The following is a 13,019-nucleotide window of genomic DNA, read 5'->3' as shown; positions in this document are numbered from 1 at the left end:
TGTTTGTTGATGATTTAAAGGTACGTAACAAATGAGGAAGAAATGTGAACGAAATAAGGAACTTGCCATTCGCTAAGAGTATAGCCAAAGCGAAGGGTTATTTATCTCCCTAAGAGGGTGTTGCAAAAGGTGATGAGCGAAGCAAAGACAAGGCAAAAATCGGCGAAAAGGCGGAGTTTATACTTAATAAATGAGTACTTTGAGCCGATTTTTAACGCTGTATTTGCAAGCGCAGTAGTTTTGCGACAGCCTCCTAAGGTGCTAGCCACTTGGTGTACTGACTCCTCCCCAACAACCAACTCGCCAGTAGCGCTAAGCCCCCAGCCAGACTGACCCAACAGAATATCGTCAATAAAGGGTTAGCAAAGTAAAGCTCATACTCTTTTAATGGCCAAAGAAAAATAGGGTGAATAAAATATAAACCGAGGCTGTATTGACTGACAAAGCTGACGACTTTTTTACAATAGCCTTTGATAAAACGGCTGCAGTATAAAAGAACCACAAATACCATGCCTGCAATGAGCACCCGATTAAGGGTTTTATAAGACAACCAGCGGCCAACAGTAAAGTCATTATTTTCTAAACTAAGACTAACCACCATTGCTATGGTGGTAATAGTAGCGGCTAACCCAGCTAGCACTAGTAACCAGTTAACCCCTTGTATGGGGTGCTGCCATAATAAGTAACCGAAAACTAAATAGCCTGAGTAAAGCACTAATTTATGAGTAAATGCTCCATCAAAATAAAATAAATGACAGCCTGATGCTGTTAACCAGGCTAACAATAATAGGTATAGAAAAATAGGCTGATCGCTTTTTACCAATGACTTAAGTAGCGGGATAACGAAATAAAGCGGGATAAAGTAATAAAAGAAGCCCAGATGATAATAGCTAGCTTTTTTATAAATAGTTTGTAATTTGGTTATTATTATATCAGGGTTAAAGCCTGTGTAAGTAAGCCCAGAAAAGCAAAGATAAAATAATGACCAGGCTAAAAAAGGAATAAATACTTTAAGTAATCTACGTTTGGTATAATAAGTAAGGTTAAAGGGGCGACTATCATGCAGTAATAATGCGCCTGAAATCATTATAAAAATAGGAACAGCCCAACGAAAAAAACTATCAACACTAACGGCGATTAACCAATCATTAAGCGGAACTTCATTGAGTAACTGACGGTATGGGCTGATAACATGAATAGCAACAACACCAATTGATGCAATGCATCGCATAAGATCAAAAGCAATCTCTTTATCTTGCTGCATAAGAGCCCCTTAAAACACAATTTAAGGAGTTCACTTTGCCATTGATAATTGCTTAAATCTTATTGAAGATTTTAAAACTTTAAACCGAACTTGTTTAAATATATAAATAAATTCATATACAGGAAATAATTAACAAAATTATTCACGAAAGGTGTAACCCGCTCCATATACCGAATGAATAATTTCTTGCTCATCATGAATAAGGGCAAGTTTTTTGCGAATTTTTTTGATATGGCTGTCAATGGTTCGGTCACTGACTATTCGGTGATCTTCGTAAATTCGCTCCATCAACTGTTGACGATTGAAGATTCTGCCTGGTTTATCTACCAGTATCTGCAATAATTTAAACTCAATGGCAGTCAGTGGAACAGGTTCATTAAAATAGGTGGCTGATAGCTGCTCTGCGTCTAGCTGCAAAGGACTGGCAGTGGTTTCAGTATTTGGCTGGGGGTGAATACGACGTAACACGGCTTTCACCCGAGCGACCACTTCTCTAGGGCTATAAGGTTTGCAAATATAATCGTCGGCACCTAGCTCAAGGCCTAATAAGCGGTCTATTTCATCAACCCGGGCTGTTACCATAATAATGGGAACATTGGAAAAGCTTCTTATTGCTTTGCATATTTCTAAGCCATCCATTCCAGGTACCATTAAATCCAGCAAAATTAGCTCTGGTTGATTAGCTTTCACCCAGGCAACGACCTCAGTACCTTCATGAAGCATTGAGGGGTTAAAACCTGCATGCTGAAGATAATCGGCCAGCAACTGAGCTAGTTTGACTTCGTCTTCGACAATCAGAATTGGCTTCATAATTTACTTAGTTTCTTAAAGGGCGTTGAAAATAAACTTAGTGCCTGATATGGAATAACAGGCTATTCTTCGCCGCTCTTGAAGAGCCATCCCTGGCTCATCAAGAGCTAAAGCAACATCCATGTTGCCGCTACAAAATAGCCTGTTACACCATATCCATTAATTTTTGCGATACTTTCCTAAAGCGGTAAAGCAATCATTAATTTTAAACCCCCAAGAGCAGAGTGCTCTGCCTTGATTGTGCCATGATGCCCATCAACAATCGCTTTAACAATCGCTAACCCCAAGCCAGACCCGCCTTTGTCTCGCTGCCTGGCGCTATCCACGCGATACAGCCGCTCAAATAATAAGGGAAGGGCGGAGTCTGGTACACTGGGTGCCGAGTCTTCCCAAGTGATAGTGATAGCACCATTTTGTTGCTGAAGGCTAACCTGAATACGACCAGGATTGTCTGGTGTACTGTCTGTATAATGGATGGAATTGACTAACAGATTAGTGAACAACTGCTGTATTCGGTTGGAGTCAACAGCGATTGTTGTGTTTTCACTAATGTCAGACTTAATGGTAAGTGCTAGATTGTGGGTGCTGATGAGTTGGTTGTGTCGCTCAAGCATATTGTGCAGGATAGGCATAATAGCCTGCTGAGAAAGCTGGTAGCTAACGGCACCGATATCTTCAAGGGCTAAATGATGTAAATCATTCACTAAATGGGTGAGTCGGCCAAGGTCCATTTTTAACGATTGAATACTGTCTTGGTTAAGAGGGCGAATGCCATCTTCAATGGCTTCCATTTCCGCTTGTAATACACTAATAGGGGTGCGTAATTCATGAGCAATATCAGCGAGCCATTGTTTACGCAGCTGTTCCTGTTGGCTTAATAACTGGCTCAGGATATTAAAATCATTGGCGAGTAAGCCCAGCTCATCGCGTTGATTTGTCGATAATGGTGAATGGGCCTGGCGATTTGCCAATTGATCCATGGCTATACGTAACCGTTGAATCGGTTTAACGATGGAACTGGCTAAAGGAATGGCCAGCAGGGCCATGATAATTACAACAATTGCCGTAATAATAATCATCAGCTTTTGATGCTTTTCAGCAAAGGCAATGTCGTTAAACTCAGTCAGCTCTTTACGGGGGATTAGCCCAACATAGCCAACCACTTGTTGCTGATATTCAATAGAATGCAACAGTGGTGTTACTGTGTTAGGCACCCTGCCTACCAGTAATTGTTTATCTTGATCAAACAGCAAAAAACGGCGTACATATCTCCTGAAAGGTGGTGGATGTTGAGTAAGGCGGTTAGCTAACCGAGGAGATAAGGCAGAAATGACTAACTCGCCCCAGCGGGGAGGGTGAATCACAAGCCCTTGCCAGTTTTGGTATTGCTCATAATAACGAGTGACAGCAGGCGCCAGTTTTTCAAGTTGAGCACTGTCACGTTGGTTAATGTAGCGAAGAAAACCACGATCAAAGCTCCACTGCATAAAGCTATACATGGTTAAAGCTACCAGGCTAGTAGCGATAACAACCAAAATGCACAGCTTCCAGCGAATGCTGAGAAATATTCTAGGGGGTGGAGGCAGGCTTGATTTGTCGTTCATGGTTTTATACTAACCATGAACAGTGAGTTCAGCAATATAAAGCTAAGTAAGGAAGAAGGCAAAGCCGACTAAAACTACCTTGCACTATCAATAATCTGATTGATTTTATACTGCAGGTAAATGTTGGTGAAAAAGAAAGTTTTAATGCCTCCAGCAAAATACTTATCACCTCTTTTTGAACCAGTCAGTTCATTAAGCCGGTTTCTAAATGCATAAAGCCAAATGATATAGACAACTGTCATGGTTAAAGAAATAAAGCCAAGTAGGGCAAGTGAAGCCAAACTAGAAATGAAAAACAATGACAGTATCATTGCAACGTACCCAACTAAGGCTATTCCTGTTAATACACCAGAAATAGGTCTTTGGGTAATAGAGTTGAGTACTTTTGTTCTCTTGTGGAACCAAACTGGGTAGTAGATAAAGCCAAAAAACATCATAAAAAAGAATACACCCCAAGCACTAAAACGAGGGAATGCACTAATGTTTTCAATGGCTTTATTACTATTTAAACTTGCATCAGGTGCTGCATATGGACTAGACATAACTACTTTTTTACTCCTTAGGGTTGTTTGTGTTAAATTTTTAGGAAAACCTGCTTTTTATGGAGTGAACTACTAACTCTCACCATCAATAATCTGATTGATTTTATATTGCAGATAAATATTAAAAAACAAGAGAGTAAAAATACTGCTCACAAAGTATTTGTCACCTTTGTTAGAGCAGGTGACTAGGTTTAGCCTATCTTTAACCGCAAAAAGCAAAACAATATAAATAATAATGAAAATTAAGGTGATAATTAAATTAATCATTATCATGACTATGTCTTCCGCCGCAAATGAAGCAGCGAAAGACGCGATGTAAGTAAACATGGTTAGGTTGATTAAAACCGGAGAAATCACCTTTGGTGAAAACTGATTAATCAATCGGCTACGGTGGTATAACCAGTACATGCCGTAGATACCACCCGTGATAAAAGTAAATAAAAAAACCAACCAGGCACTGATTCTTGGTAAAGTGGATATTTCCTGTATTGGTTCTTGAGCAACTTTTAAGTTGACATCGGGTACTGCGTATGGGTTTGACATAGTTTTTTGTTTACTCCGTAATGATGATTTATTTATTGAAATAGCCAGACTCTATCTTTTTTATTATATACATTAACCCATCATAACCATAATCAAGTTTCATCAGCTTATTCTCTAATAGCTCATCTCGAATTTCATCTTCTTGATCATAATTTAATACTTCATATAGTGTTTTTACTGGTTTGGGTGGGGTATGTTGATATACACGAACGTCGTATTCATCTTGATAAAAGATATCTGAGTGAGTTGCTCCCAGTAGGGAAATGCCTTCAATAATTTCTTCTGGCATCCACTCGCGTTTATTAACAGTTAGCTCCCAGATTAACTCTTGTTTTCCCACCTTTTCTAAATAATCAGGGTCTTCTATAGATTCTATAAATTCAAAAGCGTCTTGTTCACTCTCTTCCACTTCATCATCGAAATCTGGCCTGGTATCTTCATGTAGAAACCAGTAAGCTCGGTCAAGTTGTTTTTTTGTAGCAAAACTACTTTTGGCCCATAAGGTGAAAAATGGCATAATGACTTCCTCTTAACACTAACTAATAAATTTACTTATCAAATATTGGCTTTTCAGTCTTAACTTTTTTCCATATATCAAGTAAAAAGTTGGGTGCTATGCCTGACTCTAAAATATCGTAAATTTTTTTACCATATTCAATATGCTGTGAATAAAATTCGTCTTGTAGTTTTAACCCATAAAGTAAACTATGCATATCAATCTTTAAACTGTTAATTGAGTATTCATCTTCAAACTCTTTTTTATTTAAATATTTGAAGCAATCAACCATAAGAGGAATTAGGTATTGATAAGGATCGTATGGGTTTGATTTTATACCCTGTTTAGTTTTTTTTGTAAAATATTCTCCGCAACCACCAAATATATATATAAAAGTAGTATTGGCGTCTTTCCATGGAATAATTTTAACATCTCTTTTTTCTATTAAGATTTTTTCATCTGTATAGTGATCACTTAATACAAAAAACTTGACCATTCTTTCTTCTAGGCCACCAAAGGCGCCATACTCTGTATATACGCCGCCCTGGTTTGCACTATCAAAAAATAGTCTTCTGTTGTCCTCGTAGGTGTTTATTGAATGAGGTATAGGGTAGTTATCAGTCATAGCTTCCCAATGACTAACCCAGCGTTTTTTACTGGTATCGGGATGCAACCACATACTAACTAGAAGATGCAGCCAATAAAAATCGGCATCAAAGTCTTCTACTAGCTTTTGATAATCACCATTTATATTTAATTCTTCATCTTTGCCAGTTAAAAAATATTGTTTTAAATATTTGTGTTCTTCTCTTTCAATAAATAGCATGTGATTTTTTAATGAATATTTTACATGCTTCCACTCAGCTTTGCGTTTTTTTATCCAGCTTGGATCATTTATATCGATTGTTGTCATAATTGTATACTCCTTAACGATTTCTTACCAGCTCATCAATAACTAAGTCGCTAATGCCATTAAATATAGTGTTTTTAGCATTTAACAAAAACCAACGCTTAACCGTAATGATGTTTATTTCCTTATTTGCTCTTTTCTTGCTATCGGGATAATTAAACTCATTTGAGTTTCGATAACCGAGTGATATCGACCCTTTGCCTGTACCTTGTCCCTTTTTAGGTAGTTTTGCCATACTGTTTCTGACAATTTTTAATTGGTCTGGAGTTGGGCCTGCAATAGTGGTTAATTTAAAACCTTGTAGATACCACTCAACACCACTTGATAGCTGCATTTCTTCAGCTGTTTTATTTTTGGGTATTAATTTGTTAAATGTCGATGCAACTTTGTCTAAGTAGTATTGTTTATGGTATGAATATTTACTTTCTGCCTTTTTGGTGGTTGCCTTAGTGTTTTGGCTTCTACTATCTAAGTCCCATGGTTTCCATTTGTTAGTAAATTCTTTACCTATTTCTGTACCTTTCCAACTTTTTTTGTTTGAAGGTTTTTTTCTTCCTTGTATAGATTTTACTTCTATCCAAATAGGCTTTTCGTGCTCTGTATTAGCAACAACAATATCTGGGTAACGCCCATATTGTTTTTTAGGGGTTAGGTTGACAATTTCACCCTTTTGATTTCCCCATAGACTAATTTTCTTATATGGTTCAATGGCCAAAATTTCACCACCTAAACCTGCTTCATGTTTTAAGTGCATAACAGCAATCATGGCCAAATGGAATTGGTCACCAATATTGTCATTTTTATAAAAGCCTGAGTTTAGTGGTGAAAAGAATGCAGAGTAATATAAACTTCGGATTTTATCTTTTACTTTCGGGATTGTTATAGATTTACACTTATTGGTTTTACAAATTCCATTCATTTTGTCTTCTAAATAAGCGACAACCCCCATCATAACTAACATTGGTATTCGTGAGCTTACTTTTCCTCTATTGCTTCTTCCTCTAAATAGGTTGAATGCATATCGGCGACCTTTATTTGATGTTATAGCAGCACCAGCTTTTACAGTCAGTTCTTTATGAACTAACTGTCTTAGATCTACATTATCAAGGGCTGCTTCTCTAACCTCATGAAGTGTTTTAGTTAATACTTCTCCAGCATTTTTGGGTGCAGATTTTTGAATACCTTTAAATGCTTCATTGATCATTTGTCCCAGACGTTTTCCTTCGGCTCTTTTTCTTTTTGTACTTTTTGATGCATAAGCCTGATCCACCAAGAATGATAAAGGCAACTCTGGTTGATTATTCTCTGCCACCAGGTTAACTAAGGGGGGTAGCCCATCACCTTCCCAGCCGTTGGTGGGGAGGGCCAGGTAGTTTACCCAGCTCCAAAAGTCTTCGGTACTGGAGATGGCATTGACCATGATGGGTATCATCTGTCGTGCTTCTTCGTCTGATAGTACTTCTGCAACAATAAATAAGAAGGGCAGTAGAGGCTCAACCACTTTAAAACTTCGGGTTTTGACCACTTTATCTGTTACATCACCAATTACCCCAGCAAATAACTTAATAAACTTGCGGTTGGCTGGCTTGGCAATAAACGGTTTAATCACCTTCATAAAGGGTGAAAGAGGTTTGGCTAGCGGTACAATATCCACGATAACAATAGCTGCATTCATGGCTAAGGCAACGGCATCAAACTCCTCCATATTGCCTTCAATTAAATAGCCTATTTGCTCAATAACAACCTCAAACTCCTCCACTGGGAAGAAGAAGCCTAAAATATCACCAAATAAACCGGCATGAGCTTGTGGAACTACGTAATTGAGTATATTGGTTGGGTATGGATCAGGTGCAATATCAGTGATGGCGGCATATTGAATGGGAGGCCCGATTAACCCCACATCAGCAATATGAGTGGCAAGCTTTTTAAATGATTCTGTATCAATCAAGCTTAGGTAATGATGATTATCACCTGAAGTGACAGCAACACGTACTAAACGTAATGTACTATTATTGCTGTGGAGCCTTCCGGCTGAAACGACATTAACGGTTTGTTTACCATTGCTATCTATAGTAACTGCTGTTTGGGTATCACCTTCAACTGTCGTAACCAAAGGCTGGCCTTGCCAGTCATAAAACCGCAAGCTGCGCATTAAACCTTGGTAATTTTCACCAATCTTAATTTGTTGGCCCCGGTAAGCAATTTGGCCTGCGGCATTAGTGGTATAAACCTGATCAGCACTATCGACGTATAATTCAAGCTTGCCTTGATAAAAACGGGCTGAGACAGTGTGCCATTGATTGAACGACACTGGTTGGCTTTCTACCCATTGGTGTCCTTGGTCAGTTTGTACTCGATAAATCAAAGTGCCAGTATTGGTAATCTGTAATGATTGGCCTTGTGCTAAGTTAACAAGGGTGCCGGCTTGCTGGGGTTTAATCTCTACACGAAAACCTGTGTTATTGGTTTGTTTAATTGCATCAGCGTCAGGTATGCGAACAAGGGATTCATTTTCGAAGCGATAGCTATGGCCTTTGCCAAACTTGTTGTCTGCTGCTAGCGTGATATTTTCACGAATAAAGCGGAAGCGTCCTGTATCATCTATAAACTGTCCACGCTCATCCGCATTATGCCAACCATCTGCATTCATATAAAAAGCAGCAGTTGGCAGCAGGTTCGGATCAAATACATCACCTAATGTGAGTGTCTTTGACTCACCCGCTTGTCCCTGTAATGTCAAAATTTTGGAAATACTGTAGTTGAGGTCAATTAAGGCATTGTCATAGCGTTGATATTGAATGGTACCAGAAGCAGTTTGATCGCCAATTAATGGCTCAATATCAGCCATGGTTAAGCTTGGGGTAGTACCATAATCAACATCAATGGTTTTACGGGTGACACCACCATAACCTACCCGAGCCGTTAGCTTGATTTTGCCTGCAATAGGATAGGTTGTTACTTGACCAGTAAACTGGCCTTGGGTATTGGTTTTACCCAACCCATTATTAATAATTAAATGAGCAGAGGATAAACTGACATCAGCATTTTTGACTGGCTTACCACTGGCAGAGGTCACAGTGACTTCAACCGGGTAGGTTGTACCAGGCCGCCACTTGTCATCAACCACAATGTTCAGGGTTAACGGTTCAGAACTGGCGGTGGCTTTAGCAATGCCTTTACCCGAAATTACTTTAAGCTGAATGTTGTCATCCCATTTTTCAGTGCCCGTAATGACAGCTTTGGCTTTACCATGAGTAGTGCCTGTTTCAGCACTGACCAGTTTGGCAAAACCAGTTAAATCAAAACTAACGGAAGTACCATCCATCACGTAATTGCCATGGGCATCGGTTACTTCAGCGGTAACCTCCCAATTACTGCTGCCCATTGGTCCTGGCCGACCAGTGGTGGATAATTTAACTGAATGGGGTTTCCCAGGTAATACTTCTACTGTTTTAAATTCATTACTAAGTTCATCTCTTCTCACCAACGAGGCTTTAACCACAGTTTTGGCCCCTGCCGTTCGGGGCATGGTAAAGTCTGTTGCAAAAATACCTAACTCACTATCTGTTTGGGCTTTAGGAGAAAATTTCCCGATATTAGCAGTGTCTTCCCAAAAAATAGTCAGAGGCTTTTTATCTTTTTCATCACGGCCAGCATAACCCACTAAGTTGGCAATCAATGGAACAACAGGGTCATCAGCAGTCACATAATAGGTATCATTGGTTTCTAAATCATGGCCTGCTACTCGGCTATCGATGGCAAGATACTCAAACGCATACTCCCACAAAATATTGCTGGCATCATTATTCAGAAACAGTCGTAGGGTTAGGTAGTCTTCCGGTTCGATTTCTGAAAGGTGTTCGATATTGTTAAAAACGATGGTTTGTTCGCTGCCTTCCCGTTTTACTTCAAAGCCATATTCTTGCTCGCCCATAGCGAGGACAAATTCTCGTTTGCCGTCGATGGTTTCCAGTTGGTTAAAGGCTGGGCTGATTAAATCGAAGGCCACTTCTAAAGCATTGTCACTACCACTAATAACCGGAATTTTTTCACCGTAGATATTAACGGTTTTGTTATCTCCGGTTTTACGGCGGATGGCGTCTATTTCTAAATCGTAAACAGAAAACTGTAACTCAGGACGATAGACCCAATGATAAATCGGCTCAAACTCGTTTTCTTTATCTAGGCGTTGTAGTTCTGCCTTTCGGGCAAGTGTATGCTTCTCGTCATACAGCTGTACTTGTAAAGGTACATAAGTTTTTGGACGGTACTTTAAAACACCATCATGATCAGGGTTACTAGAAAAGTCATTTTCCCGATCGATTGGGCTACCATTAACCTGAAAATAGTAATGAAAGTTACCGGCATTTCCCTCAGTAAATTTCACCAACTGCAAACGACGACCAGGGTCTATCGCAATTTCATGAATCTGACTGGCGGCTAATGGATCATCACTGTTGCTGGGGTCTTGCACAATTTTGGCTAAACGTGCTGTATAACCACGACCTTCTAACTCGGCAGGTAATGGTCGGTCATTTTCATCCAACCACTCGGTATGTACTTCAATAATATAGTCACTGGTTAAGGCTGCCCCTTCATTGCCGATATTATGACGCTCTGCATCGCTATTGGCTTTAATCCCTTGTGGTTGGTAACGACGGGTGGCCCATACTTTTAAATTGGGGGGTGACATAATAATAGTAGGTACCGGAGAGGTAATATTTCCACCAGCTTGGGTGCCGCCCAGGGTGGTTAATGCGGTACCGATATAACCCGTAGCCCGGTTAATGGCGATTACCCGAACGGGCTCTCCTGTGCGTAAATGATCTGCTTTATGTTCAAGCAGGGCAGGGTTCATTTTGTTTTTGGCTTGCCAATCGCTCCAGTTATCGTACAAGCGCCTTTTAATACTAAAAGAGTCTTCTGGGCTGCGTACCATCATTTGATAGTAAAAGTTATTATTTTTACTGATACCGGTTTCTTTACGAAGTTTGGCTTCATTATCACTGAGCCCAACCCGCTCAGTAATTAGCTCGCCAGTAGACTCACGAAACACATAAATATCAGTATTGGCTAAATCGGCTTTACTGATGGTTTTTAATAAGCCTTGAGGGGTAGTATGAGATTGTTTATCAATCAGTTTGGTAAAATTCGGCTTACCATCTCCACGATCATTGCTGGATAAATAGACACCTTGCAGATCACCTTCTGCATTATCAATAAAAAGCCCATCATCTGGGTTGATTTTACCCCGAACAATTCTGTCCTTTGTACCATCACCATCATAGTCCAGTCCTTCTTGCAGCATTAGGGTTTCAGGGCTGGCTTCTGCTGTATAAGTGGTTCTATCTTCGGTGATTTCAACATTATTAAAAATCACCTGGCCGCTGACTAAATGGACTGCAACGGGTATATCTATACGTGTGATATTGTCTGGTATTAGGCTAGTCGCTGCTTGACTATCTATATGAGACATTAGTCCTACTATGCTAGTGCTGTTAATGTAAGCTGATCTACCATCACACAAGTCGTATGACTGTTTTTGGATATAATAAGGAACTGTAGGTTTTCCTCTTGGGTTAAAGTTACTGTAATAAAGGCGGGTATAAGAATGGACAGTGGGTGAGTAGCTAAAACCAGGGCAGGGTGATACACGATAAGAGGTTGTATAGCGCCCATTTTCATCGGTTACGCCATAACCATTCACGTAACCAGTAACACTTTCAATTGATACACCAGGTATAGGTGCAAAGAAGCTTTGTAGTCTACCGCTAATAGAACTGGATTTATATTCTGAGCTATCTTCTACTTGGTCACCTTCTTTTTTGGTACCAAATGCAGTGAGATAACCAATACGATTTTGGCTTTGGTATAAAATTTCGCCATTTTCCGCAATTAATAAAGACTGAATATTATCATTGATAGTTGGGTAGTTTAGTAAATCAACAGGGAATGATTTAATAACCAGTTGCTCTCCATCTGTTACCCCGCGGTGTTGTAAAGCGGGGATTGCGACTACTTTTGTATCAGCGGGTAATAGAGGCAGGTTTTTAATAGGCTGGTTTAATGTGGAGTTAAGCGAGTTATTCTTACGAAAGCTGTTGTATTGATTAATAGGCAGTAATTCAACTTGATTATTATACAGCTTTTTTAAGTCATCATATTGTTTGATAAAATTACGATAAGTATTTCCTGAAATTACCTGAGATTGTGCTGCTTGTTCACCACTCACAGGAATACGGGTATGCCCTCCTGCTTGGTTATATTCAGCCCAAAGCGGATAACCACTCTTGTCTTTAACAATAGCCCTGGCAAATACGTAACCAGAATGAATCCCTTGTTCAAAACCATTAGGATTTAACCCATAAGCAGGGAGTTGTGAAAGGCCAAATATGGCCGCTGCTAAACTGAATAACCGCTTTAACAACATTTATTATTACTGCCTGTATAACTGCTAACCATGCCTTGTGACACTCTTTTGTAAGAGTGGTGGAAAAACCGCGAGAATAATCTGTACAGCAACTGACTTAAATTATAAGTAGTCTGTTTGCACTACAAACCTTGATGAATAAAATTTAATCAAAAAATAGTGGGCGGTTATTTTGCCAGATATTTAAGCTACAAGTAACCCTAAATTTGGTTATATTTTTATCGTTGTTTGATTAAGTTTGCTTGATAGGGCAGGGCGAATTGTTAGAAGAGAGTATAGAGTGGGAAATTGTTAAGTTTTGTAACAGAGGCGTTATTACCACTTGGATACAAAATGCGTGGTGTGATATATTCTACAGAATTTATGTGTGCTTATTTTACGGTTTAGATAATACTTTTTGGCAGGTTTGGTGGCTACTAT

General features: G+C 39.4%; 8 protein-coding genes. All 8 read right to left on the bottom strand.

Annotated features, from left to right (window positions below; all coding sequences use genetic code 11):
• Positions 1-253: 253 nt before the first annotated feature.
• Entirely contained in the window at positions 254-1,264 is a 1,011-nt protein-coding gene (locus tag ORQ98_RS12025) for an acyltransferase (protein WP_274689056.1), read from the bottom strand.
• Between the two features lie 138 nt (positions 1,265-1,402).
• Complete coding sequence (locus tag ORQ98_RS12020) at positions 1,403-2,074, bottom strand: response regulator (RefSeq protein ID WP_274689055.1); 672 nt, start codon at positions 2,072-2,074, stop codon at positions 1,403-1,405.
• Between the two features lie 179 nt (positions 2,075-2,253).
• The gene (locus tag ORQ98_RS12015; protein ID WP_274689054.1) at positions 2,254-3,678 is read right to left on the bottom strand and encodes an ATP-binding protein; all 1,425 of its coding nucleotides are present in this window, start codon (positions 3,676-3,678) and stop codon (positions 2,254-2,256) included.
• Positions 3,679-3,752: 74 nt separating this feature from the next.
• Positions 3,753-4,220 (bottom strand): hypothetical protein, encoded by a 468-nt coding sequence (locus ORQ98_RS12010; protein ID WP_274689053.1) that lies wholly within the window; start codon positions 4,218-4,220, stop codon positions 3,753-3,755.
• A 72-nt stretch (positions 4,221-4,292) separates the two neighbouring features.
• Positions 4,293-4,763 (bottom strand): DUF4234 domain-containing protein, encoded by a 471-nt coding sequence (locus ORQ98_RS12005; protein WP_274689052.1) that lies wholly within the window; start codon positions 4,761-4,763, stop codon positions 4,293-4,295.
• Between the two features lie 28 nt (positions 4,764-4,791).
• Positions 4,792-5,280 (bottom strand): hypothetical protein, encoded by a 489-nt coding sequence (locus tag ORQ98_RS12000; protein WP_274689051.1) that lies wholly within the window; start codon positions 5,278-5,280, stop codon positions 4,792-4,794.
• Positions 5,281-5,311: 31 nt separating this feature from the next.
• A complete protein-coding gene (locus ORQ98_RS11995; protein WP_274689050.1) occupies positions 5,312-6,172 on the bottom strand; it encodes a hypothetical protein in 861 nt (286 codons plus the stop codon).
• A 13-nt stretch (positions 6,173-6,185) separates the two neighbouring features.
• Positions 6,186-12,599 carry a hypothetical protein gene (locus ORQ98_RS11990; RefSeq protein ID WP_274689049.1) on the bottom strand — a complete coding sequence of 2,138 codons (6,414 nt, stop codon included), beginning with the start codon at positions 12,597-12,599 and terminating at the stop codon, positions 6,186-6,188.
• Positions 12,600-13,019 lie beyond the last annotated feature (420 nt).

It is taken from the genome of Spartinivicinus poritis (genome assembly GCF_028858535.1).
Classification (GTDB): domain Bacteria; phylum Pseudomonadota; class Gammaproteobacteria; order Pseudomonadales; family Zooshikellaceae; genus Spartinivicinus; species Spartinivicinus poritis.
The sequence above is the reverse complement of the archived record's forward strand: the minus strand, read 5'-3'. Positions and strand labels throughout refer to the sequence as shown.

Coding starts and splice junctions, on each gene's coding strand:
- ORQ98_RS12025 (WP_274689056.1), bottom strand. CDS start 1,264: ATGCAGCAAGATAAAGAGATTGCTTTTGATCTTATGCGATGCATTGCA.
- ORQ98_RS12020 (WP_274689055.1), bottom strand. CDS start 2,074: ATGAAGCCAATTCTGATTGTCGAAGACGAAGTCAAACTAGCTCAGTTG.
- ORQ98_RS12015 (WP_274689054.1), bottom strand. CDS start 3,678: ATGAACGACAAATCAAGCCTGCCTCCACCCCCTAGAATATTTCTCAGC.
- ORQ98_RS12010 (WP_274689053.1), bottom strand. CDS start 4,220: ATGTCTAGTCCATATGCAGCACCTGATGCAAGTTTAAATAGTAATAAA.
- ORQ98_RS12005 (WP_274689052.1), bottom strand. CDS start 4,763: ATGTCAAACCCATACGCAGTACCCGATGTCAACTTAAAAGTTGCTCAA.
- ORQ98_RS12000 (WP_274689051.1), bottom strand. CDS start 5,280: ATGCCATTTTTCACCTTATGGGCCAAAAGTAGTTTTGCTACAAAAAAA.
- ORQ98_RS11995 (WP_274689050.1), bottom strand. CDS start 6,172: ATGACAACAATCGATATAAATGATCCAAGCTGGATAAAAAAACGCAAA.
- ORQ98_RS11990 (WP_274689049.1), bottom strand. CDS start 12,599: ATGTTGTTAAAGCGGTTATTCAGTTTAGCAGCGGCCATATTTGGCCTT.